The sequence below is a fragment of the Psychrobacter immobilis genome, from assembly GCF_003148585.1.
Lineage (GTDB): Bacteria > Pseudomonadota > Gammaproteobacteria > Pseudomonadales > Moraxellaceae > Psychrobacter > Psychrobacter immobilis.
This window is the reverse complement of sequence record NZ_QGGM01000002.1, coordinates 249,044-275,132: the sequence shown is the minus strand read 5'-3', so window position 1 is coordinate 275,132 and position 26,089 is coordinate 249,044. Positions and strand designations below refer to the sequence as shown.

At 42.9% G+C, this 26,089-nt stretch carries 24 protein-coding genes; 14 read left to right on the top strand and 10 right to left on the bottom strand.

Annotation, left to right across the window (positions count from 1 at the left end; all coding sequences use genetic code 11):
- Positions 1–46: 46 nt before the first annotated feature.
- The 4 genes from arsC to rpiA all read left to right on the top strand — a co-directional run bounded on the left by arsC (position 47) and on the right by rpiA (position 3,378).
- Positions 47–451 (top strand): arsenate reductase (glutaredoxin), encoded by a 405-nt coding sequence (arsC, locus tag C8D84_RS03095; protein WP_109589970.1) that lies wholly within the window; start codon positions 47–49, stop codon positions 449–451.
- Complete coding sequence (gene arsH, locus C8D84_RS03090; protein WP_109589968.1) at positions 441–1,187, top strand: arsenical resistance protein ArsH; 747 nt, start codon at positions 441–443, stop codon at positions 1,185–1,187. Before arsC ends, arsH begins: the two co-directional genes overlap by 11 nt.
- 81 nt (positions 1,188–1,268) lie before the next feature.
- Positions 1,269–2,579, top strand: a complete 1,311-nt coding sequence (locus tag C8D84_RS03085) for an arsenic transporter (RefSeq protein ID WP_109589966.1) — start codon at positions 1,269–1,271, stop codon at positions 2,577–2,579.
- A gap of 139 nt (positions 2,580–2,718) precedes the next feature.
- Positions 2,719–3,378, top strand: coding sequence for a ribose-5-phosphate isomerase RpiA (gene rpiA, locus C8D84_RS03080; protein ID WP_109589964.1), 660 nt, complete (start codon positions 2,719–2,721; stop codon positions 3,376–3,378).
- Positions 3,379–3,510: 132 nt separating this feature from the next.
- On the opposite strand, the gene argF is transcribed toward rpiA, so the two are convergent.
- From argF to dnaB, 3 genes are all read right to left on the bottom strand, one after another.
- Positions 3,511–4,428 (bottom strand): ornithine carbamoyltransferase, encoded by a 918-nt coding sequence (argF, locus tag C8D84_RS03075; RefSeq protein WP_109589962.1) that lies wholly within the window; start codon positions 4,426–4,428, stop codon positions 3,511–3,513.
- A gap of 189 nt (positions 4,429–4,617) precedes the next feature.
- Positions 4,618–5,724: an alanine racemase gene (gene alr / locus C8D84_RS03070; RefSeq protein ID WP_109589960.1), complete on the bottom strand. Its 1,107-nt coding sequence runs from the start codon at positions 5,722–5,724 to the stop codon at positions 4,618–4,620.
- Between the two features lie 164 nt (positions 5,725–5,888).
- On the bottom strand, positions 5,889–7,292 hold the full coding sequence (gene dnaB, locus C8D84_RS03065) for a replicative DNA helicase (RefSeq protein WP_055124901.1): 1,404 nt from the start codon (positions 7,290–7,292) through the stop codon (positions 5,889–5,891).
- A gap of 348 nt (positions 7,293–7,640) precedes the next feature.
- Here dnaB and pdxA point away from each other — a divergent pair, with 348 nt between their 5' ends.
- Positions 7,641–8,732: a 4-hydroxythreonine-4-phosphate dehydrogenase PdxA gene (pdxA, locus tag C8D84_RS03060; RefSeq protein ID WP_146192880.1), complete on the top strand. Its 1,092-nt coding sequence runs from the start codon at positions 7,641–7,643 to the stop codon at positions 8,730–8,732.
- A 324-nt stretch (positions 8,733–9,056) separates the two neighbouring features.
- Here the strand turns inward: pdxA and C8D84_RS03055 are convergent, their stop codons facing one another.
- From C8D84_RS03055 to C8D84_RS03045, 3 genes are all read right to left on the bottom strand, one after another.
- Entirely contained in the window at positions 9,057–9,410 is a 354-nt protein-coding gene (locus C8D84_RS03055; RefSeq protein ID WP_109589956.1) for an MliC family protein, read from the bottom strand.
- A gap of 108 nt (positions 9,411–9,518) precedes the next feature.
- Positions 9,519–10,721: a low temperature requirement protein A gene (locus C8D84_RS03050; protein ID WP_228244439.1), complete on the bottom strand. Its 1,203-nt coding sequence runs from the start codon at positions 10,719–10,721 to the stop codon at positions 9,519–9,521.
- A 38-nt stretch (positions 10,722–10,759) separates the two neighbouring features.
- On the bottom strand, positions 10,760–11,665 hold the full coding sequence (locus C8D84_RS03045; protein WP_109589954.1) for a LysR family transcriptional regulator: 906 nt from the start codon (positions 11,663–11,665) through the stop codon (positions 10,760–10,762).
- A 144-nt stretch (positions 11,666–11,809) separates the two neighbouring features.
- Between C8D84_RS03045 and C8D84_RS03040 the strand changes: the two genes are divergently transcribed.
- The 3 genes from C8D84_RS03040 to C8D84_RS03030 are packed head-to-tail and all read left to right on the top strand — an operon-like array spanning position 11,810 to position 13,537.
- Positions 11,810–12,202 carry a DoxX family protein gene (locus C8D84_RS03040; RefSeq protein ID WP_109589952.1) on the top strand — a complete coding sequence of 131 codons (393 nt, stop codon included), beginning with the start codon at positions 11,810–11,812 and terminating at the stop codon, positions 12,200–12,202.
- A gap of 53 nt (positions 12,203–12,255) precedes the next feature.
- Positions 12,256–12,810, top strand: a complete 555-nt coding sequence (locus C8D84_RS03035) for an NADPH-dependent FMN reductase (RefSeq protein ID WP_109589950.1) — start codon at positions 12,256–12,258, stop codon at positions 12,808–12,810.
- On the top strand, positions 12,803–13,537 hold the full coding sequence (locus C8D84_RS03030) for a YoaK family protein (RefSeq protein WP_109589948.1): 735 nt from the start codon (positions 12,803–12,805) through the stop codon (positions 13,535–13,537). Before C8D84_RS03035 ends, C8D84_RS03030 begins: the two co-directional genes overlap by 8 nt.
- Before the next feature lie 84 nt (positions 13,538–13,621).
- Here the strand turns inward: C8D84_RS03030 and C8D84_RS03025 are convergent, their stop codons facing one another.
- Positions 13,622–13,948, bottom strand: coding sequence for a GNAT family N-acetyltransferase (locus C8D84_RS03025; protein WP_109589946.1), 327 nt, complete (start codon positions 13,946–13,948; stop codon positions 13,622–13,624).
- 219 nt (positions 13,949–14,167) lie between these two features.
- Between C8D84_RS03025 and C8D84_RS03020 the strand changes: the two genes are divergently transcribed.
- From C8D84_RS03020 to C8D84_RS02995, 6 genes are all read left to right on the top strand, one after another.
- Entirely contained in the window at positions 14,168–14,881 is a 714-nt protein-coding gene (locus tag C8D84_RS03020; RefSeq protein ID WP_109589944.1) for a pirin family protein, read from the top strand.
- A 56-nt stretch (positions 14,882–14,937) separates the two neighbouring features.
- Entirely contained in the window at positions 14,938–15,876 is a 939-nt protein-coding gene (locus C8D84_RS03015; protein ID WP_109589942.1) for a pirin family protein, read from the top strand.
- Between the two features lie 66 nt (positions 15,877–15,942).
- The gene (locus C8D84_RS03010; RefSeq protein WP_109589940.1) at positions 15,943–16,551 is read left to right on the top strand and encodes a nitroreductase family protein; all 609 of its coding nucleotides are present in this window, start codon (positions 15,943–15,945) and stop codon (positions 16,549–16,551) included.
- A gap of 99 nt (positions 16,552–16,650) precedes the next feature.
- Positions 16,651–16,971 carry a DUF4298 domain-containing protein gene (locus C8D84_RS03005; RefSeq protein ID WP_109589938.1) on the top strand — a complete coding sequence of 107 codons (321 nt, stop codon included), beginning with the start codon at positions 16,651–16,653 and terminating at the stop codon, positions 16,969–16,971.
- A gap of 414 nt (positions 16,972–17,385) precedes the next feature.
- Positions 17,386–18,249: a 16S rRNA (adenine(1518)-N(6)/adenine(1519)-N(6))-dimethyltransferase RsmA gene (gene rsmA, locus C8D84_RS03000; protein WP_109589936.1), complete on the top strand. Its 864-nt coding sequence runs from the start codon at positions 17,386–17,388 to the stop codon at positions 18,247–18,249.
- 96 nt (positions 18,250–18,345) lie between these two features.
- A complete protein-coding gene (locus tag C8D84_RS02995; protein ID WP_109589934.1) occupies positions 18,346–19,188 on the top strand; it encodes a symmetrical bis(5'-nucleosyl)-tetraphosphatase in 843 nt (280 codons plus the stop codon).
- 103 nt (positions 19,189–19,291) lie between these two features.
- On the opposite strand, the gene C8D84_RS02990 is transcribed toward C8D84_RS02995, so the two are convergent.
- From C8D84_RS02990 to C8D84_RS02980, 3 genes are all read right to left on the bottom strand, one after another.
- The gene (locus C8D84_RS02990) at positions 19,292–21,772 is read right to left on the bottom strand and encodes a site-specific recombinase (RefSeq protein WP_109589932.1); all 2,481 of its coding nucleotides are present in this window, start codon (positions 21,770–21,772) and stop codon (positions 19,292–19,294) included.
- Between the two features lie 405 nt (positions 21,773–22,177).
- On the bottom strand, positions 22,178–23,962 hold the full coding sequence (locus tag C8D84_RS02985; RefSeq protein ID WP_109589930.1) for an acyl-CoA dehydrogenase C-terminal domain-containing protein: 1,785 nt from the start codon (positions 23,960–23,962) through the stop codon (positions 22,178–22,180).
- A gap of 320 nt (positions 23,963–24,282) precedes the next feature.
- Positions 24,283–26,076 carry an acyl-CoA dehydrogenase C-terminal domain-containing protein gene (locus C8D84_RS02980; RefSeq protein ID WP_109589928.1) on the bottom strand — a complete coding sequence of 598 codons (1,794 nt, stop codon included), beginning with the start codon at positions 26,074–26,076 and terminating at the stop codon, positions 24,283–24,285.
- Positions 26,077–26,089 lie beyond the last annotated feature (13 nt).

The following is a 26,089-nucleotide window of genomic DNA, read 5'->3' as shown; positions in this document are numbered from 1 at the left end:
TTGAGGACATACCCTAAGCATATTCATAAATATAGGTAAAATTACTATGACATCACTAATTTTTCACAATCCAAAATGCGGTACTTCTCGCAATACATTGGCCATCATGAAAGCATCAGGCGAAAATCCAGAAGTGATTGAATATCTTAAAACCCCACCAAGCCGTGATTATTTAATTGAGCTATTGGCAAAAATGCAAATTTCACCAAGAGAGCTGTTACGAAGCAAAGAGCCTGTCAATGATGAGTTAGGATTAGACAATCCTGAACTGTCTGACGATCAAATCATTGATGCGATGATTGCCCATCCCATTTTAATCAATCGCCCTATCGTGGTCACCAATAAAGGTGCAGCATTATGCCGACCGTCTGAGCGCGTATTTGAGTTGTTAGAGAATCCCGTGAGCAGCTTCACTAAAGAAGATGGGGAAGTGATTTATCATGGCAAATAAAACAGCAGATTTAGATGTGATCGATTTGGGTGATTTGCCCAACATTGATGCAGACAGTATACAGCCTATCGATATTGAGTCTTTAATTGGTGCAAATGACCCGCGCCATGCGCCAAAGATACTGGTGCTATATGGCTCTTTACGTGAGCGCTCATTCTCTAAACTGGCCAGTGAAGAAGCGAGCCGTCTATTGCGTTGGTATGGTTGTGAGGTTCGAACCTTTGATCCGACGGGTTTACCATTGCCTGATGCTGCTGATGCAGATCATCCAAAAGTGCAAGAGTTACGAGAGCTGGCGCAGTGGTCAGAAGGTATGCTGTGGGTGAGCCCAGAACGTCATGTCAGTATGACCAGTATTATGAAAGCACAAATTGACCGGATTCCATTGTCATTAGGCGGTGTGCGTCCAACCCAAGGCAAAACTTTGGCAGTGATGCAAGTCAGCGGTGGCAGCCAAAGCTTCAATACGGTCAACCAATTGCGCATTCTTGGGCGTTGGATGCGGATGATTACCATACCCAATCAGTCCTCTATTCCTAAAGCCTTTTTGGAATTTAACGACGATGATCGTATGGATAAGTCTCCTTTATATTTGCGTCTCGTGGATGTTTGTGAGGAGTTGGTGAAATTCACTTGGCTGACTCGTGGACGCTCAGCCTATCTGACTGACCGTTACTCTGAACGAGTAGAAAGCGCAGTGGAGCTGTCGCAGCGCGTCAACCAAAAATCACTCTAATGTATCCTCTCATCATTCATTTTCTAATAATTGCTCTTACATAATTGTTCTTATAATAATTAAGCCTAAAAAGGTTACTCAATGATCGCATTGATGATATTTATCGTGACTTTGGTTTTAGTGATATGGCAGCCCAAAGGACTGGGTATTGGCTGGAGTGCAATGGGCGGTGCGTTGATAGCCTTAGCTTTTGGCGTGGTAAAGCTCTCCGATATTGGCATTGTGTGGGACATCGTTTGGGATGCGACTTTTACCTTTGTGGCGCTTATCATTATCTCGCTTATCTTAGATAAAGCAGGATTTTTTGGCTGGGCAGCATTGCATGTGGCTAGGCTTGGCAATGGGCAAGGACGTTTGCTGTTTCCTATGATTGTGATTTTAGGCGCGTTTATCTCGGCATTGTTTGCCAATGATGGGGCAGCATTGCTATTGACCCCGATTGTCATCGCTATCTTGCTGCGACTTAAATTTTCACCACCATCCGCTTTGGCATTTATCATTGCGACTGGCTTCATTGCTGATACGGCAAGTCTGCCGTTAGTCACTTCTAATCTGGTCAATATTGTTAGTGCCAATTATTTTGACATTGGATTTGGTCGTTATGCAGCAGTGATGATACCGGTCAATATTGTTTCTGTATTGGCGACGCTCGCCGTATTATGGGTGGTCTATGCGCGGCACATTCCAAAACACTACTCCATTGCTGATTTGAGTGCACCCGAGTCTGCGATTGAAGATCCGCTGGTTTTTAAAGCGGCCTTTCCACTGCTTGCGTTGCTACTTATTGCCTACTTTACGACTGAGTCATTGGGCATTGCTATCTCCTTGGTGACAGGAGTGGCGGCGTTACTGTTAATGGCTATCGCAGGTCGCTGGTGGCAAGGGGGTCGTGATGCCGTTGTTTCTGTATCTGATATCCTGCGTCAAGCGCCTTGGCAAATCGTATTATTTTCCATCGGTATGTACTTGGTGGTTTATGGTTTAGGTAATGCAGGATTGACTGCCTATGGTGCTCAAGTTTTGAATTGGCTAGGGCAGCAGGGTACGATCATCGCAACAGTAGGAACTGGATTCCTCTCTGCTATTGTAGCCTCTGTCATGAATAATATGCCGTCTACTTTAGTAGGTGCATTGGCGATTGATAGTGCGCAAGTACCTGATGCCACTCGAGAGCTCATGATTTATGCTAACGTGATTGGTAATGATTTGGGGCCGAAATTCACACCTATCGGTAGCCTTGCGACTTTATTGTGGCTCCATGTATTGGCAGAAAAAGACTATAAAATCAGTTGGGGGCAGTATATGAAAATTGGACTGCTTATTACCCCGCCCGTACTATTGGTCACGTTACTGGCTTTGGTTGTTTGGTTGCCTTATCTATCTACATTTTAAAATTTGAGTGAATGTCTTGCGATTAGCGTGGCTATTACGCTGACATTCATTAAACTCATCGGGTATAATGGCGGCGCATTTTACCTTTTTACCATTTACTTTTTTTAAAGCGATACGTTTATTTTGCCAAGGATTTATGATGAGTGATCAGCAAGCACAAAAGCAAGCCGCAGCCAAAGCGGCTCTAAGTTATATCGAAGATGACATGATACTTGGAGTAGGCACAGGCAGTACGGTCAACTGTTTGATTGAATTATTGCCAACTGTAAAGCTTGCTGGTGCGGTGGCTAGCTCACAGGTCACTGAAGACAAACTTCGTGCCCTTGGTATTGAGATAGTGGATTTGAACTTTGCTGGTACGCTTGATATTTATATCGATGGGGCAGATGAGGTCAATGAGCATTTGCAATTGATAAAAGGCGGCGGCGGCGCGCTCACTCGTGAAAAAATCGTAGCAGCGGCTTCTAATAAATTTATATGCATGGTTGATGAGAGCAAAAGCGTCGAGATACTTGGACGTGAGTTCCCTGTTCCTATTGAGGTGCTGCCGCAAGCACGTTCTTATGTCGCACGGCAATTAGCCCGTATGGGCGGTGAGCCAGTTTACCGCGAAGATTTTGTGACTGATTATGGTAATGTTATCTTAGATACTTATGATTTGGATGTGAGTAATCCAATAGAGCTTGAGAAAGCGCTGAATAATATCGTGGGTGTGGTGTGTAATGGTATTTTTGCGGCCAATCAAGCTGATGTATTGCTGAAAGCAGGTAGTAATGGTGTGACGACACTTATTCGTTAAAAAATGCTTACTCGTTAAAAATTGGTTAAGCAGTGGCTTATCGTTCATCATAAAATAAAAAGGCAGATCACACTAAATGTGGTCTGCCTTTTTCGTACTTACTCTTCCATAAATAGATTATGGCTACATTGTTTAAAGTTTTATTTTGTCTTTTAACAAAAATTCCATCAAGGCTTTTTGTGCATGTAAGCGGTTCTCTGCTTCATCCCATACCACTGAGCGTGGATCGTCAAGCATATCATGAGAGATCTCCTCACCACGATGCGCGGGCAGACAGTGCATAAATACCACTTCAGGATCGGCTTTATCCAATAGCGATGGCGTTACTTGATAAGCGGCAAAACGGCGCGCACGAGTGTTTTGTTCAGACTCTTGTCCCATGCTTGCCCATACATCGGTGACAATTAAGTTTGAATCTTTCGCGGCTTCTTGTACGTTTTCGACAATACTGACGCAATGCGAGAAGCGTTTCATCAGCTCAGGGTCAGGCTCGAAACCATAAGGGGCTGCTACACGTAGCTCAAAACCAAACTGATGGGCTGCTTGCATATAGGAGGCGCACATATTATTGCCATCACCGACCCAAGTAACGATTTTATCTTCGATACTTCCACGGTGCTCATAATAGGTTTGCATATCAGCCAGTAGCTGGCAAGGATGAAATTCGTCAGTTAAAGCATTGATGATAGGCACACTTGAGTATTCAGCAAAGGTCTCAACTTTTTCGTGACCAAAGGTACGAATCATGATGATATCGACCATGCTCGATATGACACGAGCGGAGTCTTCTAGCGGCTCACCACGCCCAAGCTGGGTATCATTTGGCGACAAAAAGATAGCACTACCACCAAACTGACCCATACCTGTCTCAAATGAGATGCGCGTACGGGTTGAGGATTTTTCAAATATCATGCCAAGCGTACGACCAACAAACGGCTGATATATCTCGCCTGCGTGTTGCATCTTGCGCAATTCGCTGGCGCGTTTTATAAGGTTTTCTAGTTCTTGTTTGGTTAAATCAGATAAGGTCAAAAAATGGCGCAAACTCATAGTAATCCTAGCAGTCGATCGCAGTCAGTGAAACGTCATCAGTCTTTAATAGCATCGCGTCAGTGCGTATACTGGGGTGACAACAAACTTTTAGTATAGCGCAATTAGGCTTAATGTAAATGTCCAATTTGCCGTGATTTATAAGTCTGGCAAACAGACATTACATGAATAGTGATGAGGTCAGTATAATTATACTTGTATGCGATTTGGGCGAATGCTTAGGCGGCATAGTAGCTCATAGCTAATCGTACCTGCATGTGCGGCGACTTCATCGACGTGCGGGGCATCGCCCCACAGTATTACTTTGCTGTCTAACGCAATGTCTTCTGGCGCGGTACTGACATCAATGACAGTCATATCCATTGCCACGCGTCCAATGACTGCGCATCGGTAGCTTTGATCGTTGGCAGTATCAATCACAGTGACATAGGCTTCATCGCTGATGACACGAGGGTAACCATCACCGTAGCCGACACTCACCAGCGCTGTTTTAGTGTCTTTTTGCGCTGTCCAACGACTGCCATAGCCAATAGCATTGTCCGCCTGCACTGTTTGCAGGGCGATAATTTGTGCGCTGAAATCCATCGCTGGCTGTAAGTCTAACTCATGCGCGCTTTTATCAATGACAGGGGCGCTACCATATAAAATAATGCCGGGACGTACCCAATCATAATGATGCTCTGGAAAATTAACGATACCAGCTGAATTGCATAATGAGCCTTTGATATCGTTGCTAACAGTCTCTTGCAAAGTGCTTAATACATCTGAAAAACGCTGTATCTGCATCGCATTTAATGGATGAGTGCTGTCATCGGCATTAGCAAAATGCGTGGCTAGTATCAGCTGATATCCCGCTTCATGCAGGCGCTTAGCCGCTGCCATAATACCTTCAGCGTTGAAGCCTAGACGGTTCATACCAGTATTATATTTAAGCCAAACCACTCTGGTCGCACTATTGGCTGGTGGGATATTGTCGAGTGCCCACTGCAATTGCGGTGCATGATGAATCACGCAGCTAATATCATGCTCAATGGCTTGCTGCCACTCATCAGTGGTAAATGCCCCTTCAATCAAACCAATGGTTTTGTCCCAGCCTAACTGTCGCGCTTCTAGTGCTTCAGTTAAGGTGGCTACTCCAATACCATCTGCTTGTTGCAATGCAGGCAATACTGCTGCTACTCCGTGTCCGTAAGCGTTGGATTTCACCATGGCCAGAACTTTCGAGCGTGGCGCCATTTTCTTAACTTGGTTTAAGTTGTGAGTAATGGCTTGTGGTTTGATTGTGATAGTACGCATAATTGGCTTCTTTATAAGTAGAATTATGAAGTTATAAAGCCAGTACTGCATCAATTGGGCTAATGCAGCACTGGCTATTTTATTAAAAACTATTTGTTCGCTTATGATTAAGCTTCAGTTTTTATCAGGTTTAGCTTTATTAGGCTTCAGTTTTATAAGATTAATCATTCGTCGTTCTCGAAACTGACGTTTTGATAGTATTCTGGCGTTAGGTTAATAAAGCGGGTAAATTGCCCTTCAAAGCCCAAACGTATGGTACCGATAGGGCCGTTACGCTGCTTACCAATAATGATTTCAGCCACGCCTTTGTGGTCTGTATTCTCATTATAAACCTCATCACGATAGATGAACATAATCAAATCGGCATCCTGCTCAATCGCACCCGATTCCCGCAAATCCGACATGATAGGGCGCTTGTTAGGGCGGTTTTCTAGACTGCGGTTAAGCTGCGACAAAGCGATAACAGGGCATTCAAGCTCACGTGCTAGCGCCTTAAGACTCCGTGAAATCTCAGAGATTTCTCCAACACGGTTGCCATCTAGGTTTGGCACTTTCATCAACTGCAGATAATCGACGACGATGGCGCCAAGCTTGCCGTCATGGTTTTTGGCGATACGGCGGCAGCGTGAACGCATCTCAGAGGGTGGCAAAGCAGTACTATCATCAATATAGAGATGTTTAGATTGCAAGTGCTGAATGGCGTTCATCATTTTTGCCCATTCATCTTCATTCATTTGTCCAGAACGCAGATGCGTCTGATTAATCGCGCCCCATGAGGACAGCAAACGCATGACGATAGACTCAGCAGGCATCTCCATCGAAAACACCACAACAGGCAGATCTTCGTTAAATAAAATCCCTTCTGCCAAGTTCATTGCAAAGGTGGTTTTACCCATAGAAGGGCGCGCAGCCACGATGATTAAGTCACCTGCCTGCAAGCCTTGGGTTTTATTATTCAACTCAGCAAACGGCGTCTGCAAACCAATCATGCCATCGGGATTGGATTTTAGCTCTTGAATCTTATCAATAACGTTGGTCAAAACAGCAGTAATACCCACAGGTCCACGCTGTTCAGCGCGTTTATTATGCTGCTCATTGATGCTAAATATCTTACCTTCAACACTGTCTAAAATATCACTGACGGTCTGGTCTTTAGGGTTATAGGCGAGCGTGAGCATCTCATTGCCAGTCGTAATCAGTTGGCGTAGAGTAGATAGTTCACGGACGCGCTGAGCATAGGCGGTCAGGTTAAACAAGGTCGCAGGGCTTTGGCTCAAAATATCTGCCAAGTAGCTATCGCCGCCTGCACTTTTAAGGAGTTTTTGTGCTTCAAGCCAGTCGTGTACCATGACCGTATCATAGGGTTCGTTGACTGCCGCTAAATGAGCAATAGCATCAAAAATATACTGATGTCGCCCTGCATAAAAATCATCTTTGGTAACGATATCAGCAATCTTGTCGTACGCCTCTTCGATACTCATTAAGGACGCGAGCAATGCTTTTTCAATGTCGATATTGTGCGGCGGTGTCTGATTGAGTAAGTCGTCGGTTTTTTCGTTGTCTGCCATGATTGCCTAATGTGTCAAAAGTCGATATAAAAGAGGGTATAAATGGGTATGTGACATCAGGGTTTTATTGGGTGCTGATACAGCAAATAAAACGCCATGTGCCACTATAATTGAAGTACCAAAACCTGATCTCGGTGTTGACTGGTAAATGCTATAATGAAAAGCGAAAGTTTAACACATAATAGGCTTTTTTTCGGCACCGATAGACAACTATCTATTCTAGATGACGGTTGTAATAAGTAAAAAATCATCTATACAATATAAGTGTCAGTGCTTATTTTTCCCATAAAAAATACAATAAAATTCACGACTCAATATAAATATAAAGGCGTAGTTACGATGCAAGATATACAAAAAAAATTGCCATTATTAATCACAACTGGTGAGCCTGCTGGTATTGGGATGGATATCGTGCTGCTATTAGCGGCTGAGGGTAAATTGCAAGATTTTGAACGCCCAATTTGGGTCACCGCTGATAGCACCGCTATGACAAAGCGTGCAGATGAGTTGGTTACAGCTGATGTATTGAAAAACCTTCCCATCTGGCAAACTATTGATATCGATGCCGATGACTTTAATTTTAACGTTGTAGAGCAGATGTTGCAGCCAGATACGGACGTGGATAGTTCTTTTGTTCTGCTTAATATATCTTGTGCTGAGCCAGTTGTCTGCGGACAAATTAACACGCACAATTCGGCAATGGTCGCTAAGCAGTTAGACATTGCCCATCAGTTGGCAACCAACAAGATAGTGGCGGCTATCGTCACTGGACCATTGCAAAAGTCTGCATTGATAGAAGCTGATATTAAGCTATTAGATGGCACGATGTTTAGTGGTCATACAGAGTTTTTTATGCAGCAAAGTGGCTGTGATAAAGTGGTTATGATGCTCGCCAATCAAGCCATGAAAGTGGCGCTTGTTACCACGCATTTACCGCTAAAAGATATCCCTGCTGCAATCACGTCTGACAATGTACGCCAAACGGTACAAATTGTCGTCGATGATATGCGAGAGAAGTTTGGCTTAACGCAGCCACGTATTTTAGTCTGTGGTCTGAATCCACATGCAGGCGAGGGCGGGCATTTAGGCGTCGAGGAGATTGATATTATCAATCCCGTATTGCATGAGTTTATCAAAGCAGGCGTCGATATATCAGAGGCAATGCCAGCGGATACGTTATTTACACCCAGACATCTAGCCAACTGTGATGCGGTGATTGCGATGTATCATGACCAAGGGTTGCCGGTGCTGAAATCACATGGTTTTGGTGATACCGTCAATCTTACTTTAGGTTTGCCGTATATCCGTACCTCGGTTGATCATGGGACTGCGCTTGATTTAGCAGGGCGAGTCGGAGCTAGTGCCACCAGTTTGTATCAAGCATTGAGCATGGCAAATGAGATGGCAGACAAATCGCTTATTAATAGACCGCTTGCATAAGTCGGTGCCTTAGCGATATTTATCACGCAGTATTGGTTAACATTAGTGTGAGTAATGGCTATTTATGAATTATCAAACAGGGTCTAATATAAGTGGTTCCATTATACTAGTCTGTTATAAGTGGTCTGTTAATAGGTTTGAAGGGTGAAATAGGTGGTTCCCTTGGGGTATATCTTAACAACCCAAAATATGCATGCCAACACTCTAAAGACTAAGTCCCTAAATAAGGAATTATCTAAACAGCAAGATTGTATAATCAAAAAGGTTTCACTCCTGTATTCACAGTAGTGAGACCTTTTAATTAGATAGCATTAATATCAATACTTATACTTTACAGTTGACACTATATTTCTGACCGTTTGCCATGCTTACGCTCATGACACCGTAATCTGCTTTGGTGTGCCAATCATAGCTCATCTTAGGGTCAGTAGTGTTATTATAACGAGCGCCAGAACCTGAAACCGCTTGATTCAAGGTCAGTTTTTTATTATTGACACCAACTTTAGGCAACGTCACATTTAGATTGGCAACTTGACCATTAGATGAGTATGCGGCTAGTACTTGTCCACCATCTTCACACATCATAGTACTGGTTTGATGGTTGCCAGTCACAGGAGCATTAGTAGCACAAGCCGCTAAAAATAACATTAATGGAGCCGTAGCAAGTAATTTTTTCATAATAGTCCTTGTTGATAAAAATATTTGGTGAAAAAGCAAATGATAAAAAAAATTATGGTATAGCAAACTAAAATTGTGAATGTTAAATTTTGCTGTAAATTATTATATTTAAGCTATGTTTAGCACTTCCCATTGCTTATTGTCTTGATGAAAGTACCACGTCATTATTATAGGCGCGAGCAGGCTTAGCCAAATACCATAAGTAATCGATAGCCCTTGCGCTACTGTGATATAGCTCAGCAAAATAATAAAGGTGGCCAGAATAATAGCCGTCATATTGTGACTTGATCTGCGGCACATCAAGGCTCGAAGTAAAGTTAGAGTCACTAAAAAGCCAAATAGCATCATCATCAATAATCCCATAGCATAAGGCTGGGTGACCGCACCATTCAGAGTATCTGCCCAAGCATCGGTCACTAAATTAAGCGCGCTGCCTAACGCTGCAAGCGTAGCGAAAACAAAAAAGTGCCCATAGCCGAATAAGAATAAATCATAACGGCGACGCTCTTTGTCCAAAATAGTACCAAACGGGATAGTAAAATAAAGCCACCATAAGGCAAAAACCAATGCCACGAGGCTTGAACCTAATAATATAATAGCGCTAGCAGCAGACTCGGAATTGACTAAAAAGGTTCGAATGCTGTTACTGACCCCTAGCACGCCTTCGCCTAAAACAATAATGGTCAAGAGACCATAACGTTCAGCCATGTGATGAGGATGCCAATTTATGTTCTGTGCGGCACGCGCCCATATTGGCATCAGTAATTCAGCGGCTATAAATAAAAACAACGCAGGCGTTTGTACCGAAGCAGGTAGAAACAACCAAAGTATCCAAACACTTTGTAGCATTAATAAGCCAATAATACTGCGACCAGCCACCCTTTTGTGACCTTCTACTTGGCGATAGACACGCCACCACTGGCTACAGCTGGCCAATCGCATGATCGCGTAACCAGTGACTCCTATCCATGTTAGCCCTTGCTCAAAAAACTGATTGATGTTGGCTGCAATCATTAATGAGCCAAACATTTGCAGCAATACTGAGAGACGATAGTACCAATCATCAGGATCGTAGCCGGAAGCAAACCATGTGAAGCTCGTCCAAGCATTCCATAAAATAAAGAAGGCTATGATAAAGGTCAAAAACCCTAAAAAGTCACGCTCAAGCAAACGATGATGTAGCCCGCTTGCGGCTGCTGAAACGGCAATGACATAGACTAGATCAAATAATAACTCTAGCGTAGTTGAGGGTCGATTTGGTTCATTGGGATCGCGGGCGCTTATTGTATTAATGGCAGGTATAGTGATCATTTAAGCTTGTCCGTTAAGTGTTGAGCCGTAAATGCTTATCAAAAGTTATCCCAGTACGGATTATCACCAAAACGCTCGGCAATAAAGTCAATCAAATAACGACAACGCTGCGATAAGAATCGTTTTTTAGGATAGACCGCATAAGCGTTTAAAGTGGGCAATTGATACTGCTGGAGGATAGGCACAAGCTCACCGCTGATTAAGGCTTGATATGTAATAAAAGTTGGCAGAAAAGCAATACCATGACCTTTGACTGCCATCTCCCGCAAAAAGTCCCCATTATTGGCTTTGATTTTACCGTTTACGGCGACTTGATGCTTCTTACCTTGCTCATCTATCAGTTCTATCGTGCTAGATTTGCTCATACCATATTGTAGAAACTCATGTTCTGACAGATCGTCAAAAGTCTTTGGCGTACCCATCCTCTCTAAATATTCGGGACTGGCGCATAACGCATAACGAATCAGTGCCAGACGTTTGGCTTGATAACTGGAATCTTGCAACTCTCTAATACGAATCGCTAACTCAAACCCTTCCTCAATCAAATCAGTATGCCGATCGGAAAAATCCAGCTCAAACTTTAACTCAGGATGCTGATTGGCGTATTCATCAATAACATCGTTTAAATGCATCAAACCAAAGGACAATGGTGCTGTCATCTTTAATGTCCCTTCGATACGTGTCGGAGTACCACTCGTTTCTTCATTCAGCGCATCCACTTCACTGAGTATATGGTGCACCTTTTGATAATACTGTTCACCAGCTTGGGTTAAGTTTGATTGACGCGTGGTTCGGCTAATCAGTTGACTGCCCAAGCGCGTCTCTAACTCTTTTAAACGCCGGCTTACCGCAGATTTTGCGATGTTCAGTTGTTCTGCGGCTTTGGTAATACTGCCTGCTTCGACAACACGCACAAACATTGCCATATCTTCTAACTGTCCCATGTAAACCACTCCTTAATTGTTCTACAAATAAGAACTTACATTTGCAATTATCACGGTTTATCTATGCATAAGCAACGAATACAATAAGACCGTCGCATAATCAAATAAAATTTAAAAAAACCAAACTATTATTGGAGAATACTTATGGACAAATTACAAGCGCTTAGCGCCCCAATTGGTCGCCTATTTTTATCAATGATTTTTATTTTTTCAGGCTTTACTAAAATTACCGGCTACGCGGCCACTCAGGGTTATATGGAATCAATGGGTGTGCCTGGAATGTTATTGCCGCTGGTTATCGCGGTTGAACTTTTCGGCGGCCTCGCTATTCTCTTTGGTTTTAAAGCGCGTTTCGTTGCTATTTTACTCGTTGGATTCAATATTATATCAGCGCTGCTTTTCCATCAATTCTGGATAGATGAATCACAGACGAACCCTTTCATGAAAAACATTGCGATGGCGGGTGGTTTCTTGATGATATTTGCTCATGGAGCAGGTGCTTATTCCATTGATAACAGTAATCATCGCAGAATATAGTAAAGTAAATGGCTTAGAAAATATCGTCTTATCATCATAATCAAGGAGCCGCTATGAGCGCATCCCTAAACATCGCCTTAATTATTGGTAGTTTGCGAAAAGAATCTATCAATCGTAAATTTGCAGAATATATGGTGTCGCAGATGCTTGAAAGCGTGTCTATAAAAGAAGTCTATATCGCAGACTTACCGCTTTATAATCAAGATTATGATGATACGACTATCGATAGCTATGAGCGTGTGCGTCAGCAGCTGAAAGGCGCTGATGCCGTACTAATTGTCACGCCAGAGCATAATCGAACCATGCCTGCTGCCCTAAAAAACGTCATCGATATCGGCTCTCGTCCTTATAAAGAAAACGTCTGGACAGCCAAAAGAGTAGCCGTAGTAACCGCCTCCCCTAGTACTTATGGTGCTAGAGATAGTGGTCTAGATGTACGTAAAAGCATGCAAATGCTATCGGCACAAATGATGATCAGCCCTGAGGTATATTTAGGGAATGCTACTGACAGCTTAGATGATGCGGGTGAAGTTAGCGAGCGCACCCAAAAATTCTTACAAAGGTTTGTCGATGAGTTTGTAGTATTTGCTGGACAGACTAGTGAGTAAAACGGTAACTAATAATAATACTGCTCCTGTACATGATGAGCCACCAAGCTTTTGGCAACGCTATCAAGCGCCTATCCTATTAACGATAGTTGGTGGGGCGATTGATACCATTGGCTTCATCACTTTATTTGGCTTTTTTACCGCTCATGTCACGGGTAACTTAGTACTGGCTGGTAGCGGTTTGGTTAAAGGTGAAGATGGCTTGTGGATTAAGCTGGCATCGGTGCCACTTTTTATAATAACGGTGGTTATTACCAAAATATACATTGATAAAAGCCGGAAGCAAACGTTAGTACTCAGTCATTTATTTTTGGCAGAAGCACTATTTTTGAGCGCCTTTATGATAGCAGGATTGTCCTTTCAACCTTTCACTGAAGCAGGCGATATAACCGTCGCCATCACTGGTGGTTTGGGCTTAACGGCACTTGCCATTCGTAATACGGCTAGTAAAACAGTCATCAAACATATGAGTCCTACGGTATTAATGACGGGTAATACGACCCAACTGAGTATTGGTCTTTCAGATTATATTGCCAACCGTAGCGCTGATAATGCCAAAAAATTGGGGCATAGCGCGGCATTGGTTATCAGCTTTGTGATTGGCGCGCTACTCGGCGCGGTGCTGTACGTCAATCTCAGTTATTGGGCAGTCGGTTTGTTTGTCATTCCTGTGCTGTACCTATCACTACTAGCGCGTAATCCAGAGTTCTTACAGCATATTAGTTAATAAAAGTTTTACCGTTATTGAGTAATGCCATTCATCGTAAAAAGCCATGATGATTTATCATGGCTTTTTTTGGTTCATATTGTCTTAGGCTTTCGCACCATGAAACACCGAATTGGCTTGGTATTCTGGATGCTTATCAATATAGGATTTCACATAAGGACAGGTTGGTTTAACGCGTAAATTTCTAGAAGCGGCATTATCTAAGATGATTTTGACTAAATAACCAGCAATACCACGACCACTAAGCGAATCAGGCACAAATGTGTGCTTATACTCAATACCTTCTTCACCTGTGGATGTGGTAAAAAACTCATACTCTTCAAAAGCAACCTGATCATCGATATGAATTTCAAAACGTTTTTGAGCTTTGTTGTCGATAACTTCATTATTCAATGTATGTAGATTTGACATGGTTTCCCTCTCTTTATCATTAATATTTTTTATACCTACTTATTGGTACTAACGGGTGACGCGAATGATGGCGTGACTACTATATTACGTTAATTCTAAGCATCTATTGTTCTATAAATAAGAATAGTTATTTGCAATAAGCACTGTTTATCTATATCTGCTCAACAATTATAATAGGACCATAGCTTAAACAAGCCAATTAAAAATAAAGGATAACTTATGAAAACGACCTATCATGCAGCAAATTCTCGTGGCGATGCTAACCATGGCTGGCTCAAAAGCAAGCATACCTTCAGCTTTGCCAATTATCATAATCCAGAGCGTATGGGTTTTGGTGCGCTACGAGTCATCAACGACGACTTTGTTATTGGCGGTCAAGGTTTCGGCAAGCACTCACACCGCGACATGGAAATTATCAGTATTCCTCTAAGTGGGAAGTTAGCTCATGGAGATAATATCGGTAACGAAGGCATCATCGAAACGGGTGAGATTCAGGTCATGTCAGCGGGTACGGGTATTACTCATAGTGAGATGAATGGCGATGCCAATGAACCTGTCAAGTTTTTACAAATTTGGGTGATTCCCAATAAAATGGGCGTGACGCCGCGTTATCAGCAAGTGCGTATGGATGAGCACATGAAAGCTAATGAGTTTAACCAAGTGCTCTCGCCAAACGCGGACGACGCTGGGGTTTGGATTCATCAAAACGCTTGGTTCCATATGGGTAATTTCAATAAAGGCGTGACTCAGACTTATGATTTAAAAGATGTCAACAACGGTGTTTATGTCTTGGTACTAGAGGGTAAAGTGACTATCAACGGTAACGTACTTGATACTCGAGATGGTCTTGGTATCTCAGACACCAAAAGCTTCACGATGGATGCTGATGAGGACGCTAGAGTATTGTTAATGGAAGTACCTATGATAATCTAAACTCGTCTTTATGATTATCATTATGAATAATAATTAATTAGGAAAGGAGTTATCTTATGAGTATTCAAACCCTAGAGCCAAGGTTGGCTGATGTTGGCGGTATTCCGATTGCTCGGTTATTACCCAATAAAGGAAAACAGCCTATCGGTGCGTGGTGCTTTTTAGATCATGCAGGACCCGCTGAATTTGATCCAGATGAATCAGGTATGCAAGTGGGTCGCCATCCACATATCAACTTACAAACCTTTAGCTGGATGCTTAATGGCGAAGTACTGCATAAAGATAGCTTAGGTAACGAGCAAGTCATTACTAAGAACCAAGTCAACGTCATGACAGCTGGTACAGGTTTGAATCAAGGCATCAGTCATACGGAACAAAGCGTGTTTCCAGACACTGGTGGTTCGTCGGATGCGGCGCGTGCTATCAGCATGGTACAGCTCTGGATTGCACTACCAACGGATCAAGAGATTGAGCGCGGTTTTCATCATTATCCAGAGCTACCAACGTGGACGGAAGATAGTGTTGAGATGATTCTGACCACCGGTAGCTATACCAATGTGTCAGGTCAGCACTTTGAAGCGCCTACTATCCAATACTCCAAGCTGGTCGGTATCGACGTGTACTTTACCGAAGATGGCGAGGTGACGCTGACTTTAGAACCAGGCTTTGAATACGGTATCTTAGTCTCAGAGGGTGAGATAGAATCTGAAGGAAAGGTATGTAAGCAGGATCAACTCTTTCGTTTCCACGATAGCGATGTTGCTGATAACGAAAGCATTAAATTGGTTGCTAAAAAAGGCACACGTATTATGTTTATCGGCGGTGAACCTTTAGAACAAAAAGTACTGCTATGGTGGAACTTTGTTGCTGACAATAAAGCAGAGATTGAGCAATCTATTATCGACTGGAATAATGGTCATGAGCGTTTTGGTAATGTCGATTCAGATATGAAACGTTTGCCAGCGCCTGAATTACCTGAAGGTTTTAAAGGTTGATTACCATTTAGCTTTATAACTGAGTTCTTAATTACTTAAATTCATCAATAATCACTGGAGAAAATAATGTCAGACCTAAAAACATTACAACAATTGGCAGAAAAACGTCGCTCTATCTATGCATTGAGCAATCAATTGCCAGTATCAAATGACGAAATCGTTAAGTTAGTTGAGCATGCGGTTTTGCATACGCCATCCGCTTTTAACTCACAATCGACGCGTATCGTGGTGTTATTCGGTGAAGATCATAAAAAATTATGGGACATCACTGAAGAGACACTCAAGGTTATCGTCGGCGATGACGAGAAATTCCAAGGTACTAAAGATAAAATCGCAGGCTTTAGAGCGGGTGCGGGTACAGTATTGTTCTTCGAGGACAAAGGCGTCGTGAGAAACATGCAAGAAGCAGCCCCTTTATATGCGGATAAATTCCCAATCTGGGCACATCAAACCAATGCTATGCATCAGTATGTGATTTGGACGGCATTAGCGAGCTTAGATATCGGCGCTAACTTGCAGCATTATAATCCTGTCATCGATCAGAGAGTTGTTGATGCTTGGGACATCGCTGAAGATTGGGAATTGAATGCTCAAATGGTATTCGGCGCTATTGAGCAGCCAGCAGGTGACAAAGCGTTTCAGCCTTTAGACAAGCGTATGAAAGTATTTGGCTAATAATTTTTAGCGTTAAAGACCGTGTAACCAATGAAACTGCTATGAAAATATCGTAGCGGTTTCATTGGTTTTTTTATAATTATAAACTGGGGTAATATAATGAATGTTTTTGATGCCCAAGCGCTGCAAAAAAAGTATGAGCGTTGGCACGAGCTAAATGAACAGATGCAAGATGCTCAGGAAAAATGGCTAGAAGCCAATACATTATTATCTGAGCTGCAAACTTACTATCAGAGTGAGCAGTGGAGAAAAGATCATGAAAGCAATTTGATGGTGGAATGCGCAGACAATATATATTCCATCATTAGTGAAGACGCTCTTTGGAGTGCATTAACCGATCATCAAGAACAGGCAATTTGCTGGATGAGATGTTATAGATCGTTAATCATAAACCTTGTTTTTCAAAGCAAGGTATATTAACTGCCTCTTCTATACTGAAAATAGCGTACTAGGAGTTAAAGACAAGAAGCTTATATTTATTAAGATTTTCTATCGCTTTAATATTGAGTGTTCTATTTAAGCGGTAATCAGATTCAAGCACATATAAGTAAGATTACTACTCGGGAGCACATCGCCAAAAAGTTCATTATTTCCATAAAAGACTATTCCTATAATAGTCGTTATAATAAACGATTTTAGAACAAAATAAGGCACTGTGTCGATTGCGCTAAGATATGAGTGGTGTATCGATAAAATATCTCAAAAATACAGCAAGTTTACGAGCTGTGGTATAATTTTGTATTACAAAACGAGCCAATAAAAGCGCCTATAAAACCAGTATATTGCTGCCATAGCGCTATAGCCCATTTATCTTTTACCCATTAAGACTTTTTTATGTCCAAAATTTCGTTTGATGCTCAGTCTATTACCAACAGCCTACGCGCTGCCAAACACCAACCGCGTAAGCGCTTTGGTCAAAATTTCTTACATGATCGTAGTGTCATCCGTGAGATTGTTGAGAGCATTCGCTTAGAGCGCGATGACAATTTGATTGAGATTGGGCCAGGGATGGGCGCACTAACTGAGCCATTATTGGCAGAAGTGGATGCGATGACTGTGGTCGAGCTGGATCGTGATTTGGCAGATAGCCTACGTATTCGTATCGGTGCAAACAGCCATCCAAACTTTACGATCATCAAAGACAATGCCATGCATGTCGACTATTGCGAGCTGTATAGCGATAAGCGTGGCAAGCTCCGTGTGGTTGGTAATCTGCCGTATAATATTTCTACGCCTATCTTATTTCATTTGCTCAGTTATGCCGATGTGATTCAGGACATGCACTTTATGCTGCAAAAAGAAGTGGTCGAGCGTATCACCGCTGACGTTGGTAGCAAAACTTATGGTCGCCTATCTGTCATTATGCAGTATCACTGCCATACCGATTATCTACTGACCGTACCACGTGGTGCTTTTAATCCCCCACCAAAAGTAACCAGTGCGGTTTTTCGTTTGACGCCGCATATTATTAAGCCAGTCGTCGCAGAGGATGAAGAATATTTCGCGCTTGTGGTACGTGAAACCTTTAACCATCGTCGTAAGACGTTACGTGCCATCTTTAAAAAATCAACGTTGCTACCGACATTGAGCGAAGAAGATTTTGCAGCGTGTAGCATCGACCCACAAGCACGTCCTGAAGTCTTAAGTGTGAAGGATTTTGTGAATTTGAGTAATCAAGCGCGTAAAGTAGAGGTTTAAATCGAGTTACTTCTGATTGGTCGTCAAAGACATTTATATGGAAATGACGACATAAAACTTTCACATAAAAATATCACGTAAAAACACTGAGGATTTATGAGCTTTCGCCATCAGTATGTCATCGGTGACCTGCAAGGTTGCTATGCGGCGTACCTTCATTTACTTGAAATATTGGATTTTGATCCTGCACAAGACAAGCTATGGTTTGCAGGGGACTTGGTGGCACGTGGTGAAGATTCGTTAAGTACCTTGCGTCATGTCAAAGCACTTTGCGAGCAAGGCGCAGCCGCGACAGTACTCGGCAATCATGATCTCAATTTGATCGCTGTCTGGCGCGGTGCGGCAAAGATTAAAAAAAAGGATCAGACAGCGCCTATTTTTGCTGCCGATGATTGCGATGAACTGCTTGAATGGCTACGTCATCAGCCAGTATTGGCTTTTCCTGATGAGCAGACGGTCTTGGTTCATGCTGGCATTCCACCGCATTGGACGGTTGAAGATGCCGAAAAGTATGCGCAGCAGTTAGAGTCACAATTGCAAAGTAGTTTAAAACAGCTGGATCTTTTGTTGCCAAATTTATATAGTAAGACTGCTGATGACTGGCATCCAGATATTAATGGCTTTACCAAAATGCGTGCAATTGCCAATTATTTCACTCGTATGCGGCTGTGCAAGCAAGACGGCACGTTAGAATTTAGCTTTGCTGCAGGGTTAGAAGCGTCTATGCCAGAGGGGTTTTTGCCTTGGTTTGAATGGCAAGTGCCGCGGAATCGCAAGGTATTATTTGGGCACTGGGCAGCGCTGAAAGGTGAGGTAGACTTACCGCATGCGCGTGCACTTGACGGCGGCTGCGTTTGGGGTAATGATCTATTGGCTTATCGCTTGAGTGATGGAAAAATCATCAGGTCAAGTGCGCACTGCTTACAGCCAGAAACATAATATTAGGGCATGGGCTCATTTCTATCTCCGTTTTTAAAATGAGGTCAGGCCGCAACTATTTTGGCTTATCAAAACGATTTGTTAAACCACCAAAACCTTCCCATTAGCTGGGTAGCTTCGGTGGTTTTTTGGGTTTAGGTAGTGAGGTTTTAGCATCGCCAGCGGCCTTGTTTTCAGGGTTGCTGTTATCGCTTTCAAGATGGGCAGTCGTCTCATTACCCTCAGTAAAGGCGTTATGCGCTTTATCATATTGGATATCACTACTATAAGGAACGCTATTGAGCTCCTCATCTATCAGCCCATCATCGAGCTCAATAGTTTTTTTGGTACTGATATGATTGGTGGTGCTGTGTGTTTCACGGCTTTTTAGCGCAGCGTCAGTGTCAGCATTTGAGATGTTATTATCGTAATCTATATCTGTGATAGCCTGTTCATTTTGCATGCTTTTTTGCTTGGATTTAGGTAGAATTTTTACATCAGACAAACGGCGCACTACATAATTGTTGGGAATAGTTTGTCCTCCTTTATGAGCGCTGGTATCGTCAAAAATCATATGTCCTTGGCTGTCGATACGAGCATACTTCATTGGCTTATCACGTGGCCAGAAAAAGTCTGAAGGATGGGTAAGCATATGGCTGAAAAGCTGCTTGGTTAAACGACTCCACTCCATGAATTTGACTTCTTTAGAGCGCAGTGCCACAAATAAGGCGAGCGAAAAGCTGACCATGAGGTTTACCATGCCGATAAGGGCAACGCCTAAAATAGAAATAAACACAATCTGCCAATCCCACTGGTTGGCAGATATATTAAACAGTCCATGCGCCAAATTCGCCGAGGCAAACGCAATGTGGCGAATATCAATCGGTAAGCCAAATAAATAGCCAATTGTTGCAGTACTACCTAAGAACACCCCGAACAAGAAATTGCCCATAATAGCGCCAAGGTTGGCTTCTATAAAGCCGCCTAAACGCTGTAACCAAGTTTTTGGTAGTAGGTATTGAAGTAGTTTGTGGCGCTGAATACGGGCACCGATTTGGTTGTAGACCGCCAAGTTATCGTAGTAACCAGCAATAAGACCCGATAAAAATAAATAGACGCCAGCAATGGCCGCGTGGGGCAATGCCAGTGAGTGAAAAGGGTCAAGATCATGCAGTAAGTGTGCAGCCTTGTCGGTATTGATCATCGGCGCACCAGTATATTGTAGCCATGCAAAAGAGATAATCAGAGCGACTGGTATTGCTAGCATGATATTGCCCATAATCGCCACAAACTGGGTACGTAAAATATCGACCACCAATTCTGATAGCTTATTTAACTGGTGTGACTTTTTGCCAGAACCGTCCGATATAGTAGAGGCAATTGCCGCCGCCGTCATAGCAGGCTGTTTGGTAGCAACCGTACCATGAACGATATGGATAAAAACAAAACCCAATCCATAAATCATACTATTTACAAAGGCGCGTCCCATCGGTGCGAGGGCTAGGTTATAGGCTAATATCTTAAGCGTTGCCATAAAAGCAATAATAAAACCACCGATAGAGGCTTTCTTGAACATTTTTTGGTAGCCCGATTTATCGGTACTAATATAATGTTCACCCACACGGCTGGCATTTTCAGTGACTTTGCGCGACAGCAGCTTGGTATTATTATCAATTAAGTATCCAATACTATAACGGCGGCTAGCAGTGGTAATCAGTGCTTGAATCAACTCAATGAGCGCCTGATCACGCTTATCATAATTATCTGCTACCAGTTCAGTTAGGATGCGCATACGCTGCAAGCTTTGGTCTAAACGCAGCATCATGTTGGTCAGGCGAATAGAGATTCCCGTTTTATAAATGCGCTTGCGTATGGTGGCAACGATATCTTCGCATTGTTCAATCATGACCAGTAACGGCGCAGGATCTACCGCTTTTTCGGGCGTGATATCCGTTAAAGTATCAAGCTCATGCGCTTCTCGGTACTGATTGACGTATAAGACCGCCTCTTGATTTTGTGCCACAAATGACGCTGAATAATTCAGCATTTGCGGATAAAATTCCATCAAATCTGGATGCAAGCCAATACCGCTGATACGGTATGACAAAATGATAATCGCGTTCAAAATACTGTTTTTTGCTGTCGCAACTAAGTTTAAATGCTGCTCATCGACTTTGAGTAGCTCAACTAGTTCATCCCATTTGTCTTTTTTAATATTGGCAAGCCAGCGCTCATCAGAGCGTTTATCAAATAAATAACCGACCAATTCTACGACAGAATCTTCTTGTGGCAATAGCGGTAAAAAACGGTGTCCGATAAGGCGACGTAGACTATTAAAAAAGCCCTGATCCGACATGATGCCGGTATCGGTATATAAAGCAATTTGGCGATATTCAATAATCAGTTTCAAGACGAAACTTGACAGTCCATCTGCATATTCTGGATGTTGACGTAAAATGTCAATCAGCTCTTGAATGTTTTGATTGGCTAATGTGGGCTCTTTATCACTCACTCGTAGCTCATCGATTAAGCGCTTGAGTACCGCAGGATCCGGCACATCACTTAAGGCTGTAATCTGTTGTAAAATGTGTTTTATTTCTGACACATTGCATCCCTTGTGGTGGTTATTTCAATCATTGTTATTATTTAGTATGAGCAAAGATATAAGCGCTTTGAATGGCTATATTGGTTATCAATGTCGCGATATCTACCACTATTGATGGTTAGGTTTCTAATTTGCAGCTCACTAGTTTGGAAGTTATTGGTTCAGAGCTTATTGGTTTCGGCGTTAAAGATATCTGTAGCAATCTTAATGTTGTGACTTTGCGTTATTTTAATCGTAACAATGCCTGAGCGGTTAATTATTTTGTTAGCAGTTATTTTGTGGCGCTCATTATATCGATTGTGGAAACCATCGCTGTGATGATATTTTTGGCAAAAAAAGGGACAGTAGCGTGACTGTCCCTTTATCGTAGTGCGGTATGGCCTACTTTATTATAAAAGTAAGAAATTAGCTAGCAGGTACATCAAAGTAGCTAAGATCAAAGTTCATCATTGGATCACTACCAGCTTGAACCATTTGTGCATGAGCATCAATGCGTGGCAAAATACGACCGACGAAATAATCGGCAAGCTTGGCCTTATTGGTATAAAACTCACCTTCTTTACCGTTAGCGGCTTCGACCATTAGTGCAAACATGTACGAGTAGGCGAGGTAACCAAAGGCATGCATGTAGTCAACGGCACAGCCATTGACTTCGTTTTTACGCTCGCCAATGTTGCTAAGCACAGTGTTGGTTAGCGCTTCAATCGTGTCAGCTGCATCTAGCGTTGCTTGCTTGATACCATGATCTGCTTGCATGTTATTGACGAAATCACGAATTTCACCTAAGAAGTGGGTGACGTATTTGCCGTTATTTTTTGCCACTTTACGACCTAGTAAGTCAAGTGCTTGAATACCGTTGGTGCCTTCATAAATCTGTGCAATACGGGTATCACGGACGATTTGCTCCATACCCCATTCGCGGATATAGCCGTGACCGCCAAATACTTGCTGGCAATCAATGGTCGCTTCTAATGCTTTGTCGGTCAAGAACGCTTTAGCCACTGGCGTCAATAGAGCAACACGTGCGGCAGCAGCTTGCGCAGCCTCTGGATCAGTACTAAATTTCTCTTCATCAAGATTTTTAGCCACGTACATCGCAAAGCAACGTGAGGCTTCGGTATTGGCTTTGGCATTTAATAGCATACGGCGCACATCCGCATGATGAATGATCGCATCAGCAGGTTTTTCTGGACTTTGCAGTTGGGTATCGCTACGACCTTGACCACGGTCATTGGCGTATAGCGCTGCGTTTTGGTAAGCAAGCTCAGAACCACCAAGGCCTTGCAGACCCATGGTGACACGCTCATAGTTCATCATAATAAACATTGATGATAAACCCGTGTTTTCGGCACCAACCATCCAGCCTTTAGCGCTGTCAAAGTTCATGACACAAGTGGCTGAGGCTTTGATACCCATTTTATGCTCGATAGAGCCGACTGCTAGGGTGTTACGCTCGCCTAAGCTGCCATCTGCATTGACCAAAAATTTTGGTACGACAAATAGTGAAATCCCTTTTGAGCCTTCTGGCGCGTTAGGGGTTTTTGCCAATACCAAATGAATGATGTTTTCGGTTAAGTCATGCTCACCGCCAGTAATAAAGATTTTGGTACCAGAGATATCAAAGCTACCATCGTCATTAGGCACAGCTTTGGTTTTGATAATACCCAGATCAGTACCAGCATGTGGCTCGGTCAAGCACATGGTGCCCGCCCACTCGCCGTTGTACATTTTTTCTAGATAGGTTTGCTTTTGTTCTTCAGAAGCCGCTGCGTTTAGGCAAAGCGTCGCGCCAACAGTTAGGTTAGGGTAGAGGGCAAATGATTGGTTGGCAGTGAATACCATCTCTTCAGTCAGCATGGTCACCATTTTTGGGAAACCTTGACCACCGTATTCAGCGTTACCGCTTAAGCCAACCCAGCCTGATTCAGCATACTGTTTATACGCTTCTTTAAAACCTGTCGGGGTCGTGACGACGCCATTACCTTCAAAGGTTGCGCCTTCTTCATCGCCGCTGCGGTTGATTGGCAAAAGAATGTTTTTTGACAGTTTTGCCATTTCTTCCAAAATCATATCGACTGTTTCCATATCGACATGAGCTAAGTTTTCGTTATTTTGCCAAAATTTAGGCGCGTTAAATACATCATTTAAGATAAAGCGCATGTCATTGAGAGGGGCATTATAAACAGCCATAAACATTCCTTTGGTTCAAATAAATAAAATTAAAGTTGTTAAAGATATCAATTGTTCTTTTGGTCTAACCTTAGCGGTTAATAATCAAAGTTTAGCAAATAAGCTTGCGCACGGGTGTGTTTCTTCGTGAATTGTGCGTACACCAAAAGTATTGATAAAGGATAGCCTTTATAAAAATAAGAATAGATTTTTAGAAAAGGTTAGATTTCTTGAAAGTGTTGACTCTACTCGTTATTAATTTTAATAGCGCTAAGAAAATCGGCAACACACCTGAGTATGTTGCCGATAAAAATACAGTATTAGCAGTATTTAACGTCTAATTAAAAAGCGAACTGATCAACGTCCATGCTCATGTATGGTTCAACACCAGTGCTGATACGCTGTACGTGAGTGGTGGTACGTGGCAATAGCTTAGCAAAGTAGAACTGCGCGGTTTTTACTTTCGCGTCGTAGAAGGCTTGTTCGCTAGTACCGTTAGCAAGTTCAGTTTGTGCTACTAATGCCATGCGTGCCCATAAGTAGGCTAGCGTCACATAACCGCTGAAATACATATAATCAACCGCAGCGCCGCCAACCGCATCTGGGTTTTCAGTGGCTTGCATGCCGATGCGTGCAGTCAAATCACCCCATTCTTTAAGGTGTTTGGCAAGTGGGCGAATAAACTGACCCATCGCATCATTTTCTTTGTTTTCTTCACAGAATGTTTGGATGATTTTGACGAAGTTTGCAAGCAGTTTGCCTTGTGAGCCCAATACTTTACGACCTAGTAGATCGAGTGCTTGGATTTCAGTGGTACCTTCGTAAAGACACGCAATGCGTGTATCACGCACGTTTTGCTCCATGCCCCATTCGCTGATAAAGCCATGACCACCATAAACCTGTACGCCATGGTTAGCCGCTTCTAGACCCGTTTCAGTCAAGAACGCTTTAGCAATAGGTGTCAATAGTGACAACATTTGATCAGCAAATTTAAGCGCATCGCCTTCGCCTTTTGCAACAGTATCGGCAAAATGTGAGAGGTAATAGACTAAAGCACGACCACCTTCAGCAAAGGCTTTTTCAGTCAACAGCATGTTACGAACCGCTGGATGTACAATGATAGGGTCAGCGACTTTTTCAGGGGCTTTAACACCAGATAATGAACGCATTGCTAGACGATCTTTGGCATAAGTCAATGAGCCTTGGAACGCATATTCTGCTGCGGTTAAACCTTGAACTGCGGTACCAATACGCGCCACGTTCATAAAGGTAAACATGCACTGTAGACCACGGTTTTCTGGGCCAATCAGATAACCCGTTGCGCCATCAAAGTTCATCACGCAAGTGGCTGAGGCTTTGATACCCATTTTGTGTTCGATAGAGCCACAAACGACGTTGTTGTTTTCACCTAGGCTACCATCTTCGTTGACCGTTACTTTAGGAACGATAAACAGTGAGATGCCTTTTGTGCCAGCAGGCGCGCCTGGTAGACGAGCCAATACAATGTGAATGATATTGTCCGTTAAGTCATGCTCACCCGCTGAAATGAAGATTTTTTGACCAGTGATGCTATAGCTGCCATCTTCTTTAGGCTCGGCTTTGGTGCGGATAATACCTAAATCAGAACCTGCATGTGCTTCAGTCAAGCACATGGTGCCTGACCATTCGCCGCTGACCATTTTTTCTAGGTAGGTTTGTTTTTGCTCGTCCGTACCGTGATGCTCGATGGTTTGAATGGCACCATGCGATAAACCAGGGTACATAGAGAATGACCAGTTAGCCGTACCAACCATTTCATTAATGACGGTTGATAATGAGAACGGCATGTTTTGACCACCGAAGTCTTCTTCAGCAGATAAGGCTGGGAAGCCAAGCTCACAATACGCTTTGTATGCTTCTTTAAAGCCTTTTGGCGTAGTGACTTGACCATTGTCAAACTGGCAGCCTTCAGCGTCACCACTTTGATTCAATGGTGATAGCTCATTTTCAGCAAAGCTTGCCGCCATTTCAAACAGGCTGTCCATTAGCTCGCGATCCGCTTCTTGGAATGCTGGCAGGGTTTTATAATGGCTTTCGCTGTCGAGTAACTCATGCATCACGAATTGAATGTCACGTAAGGGCGCTTTGTATTGCATAACTTCCTGTCCT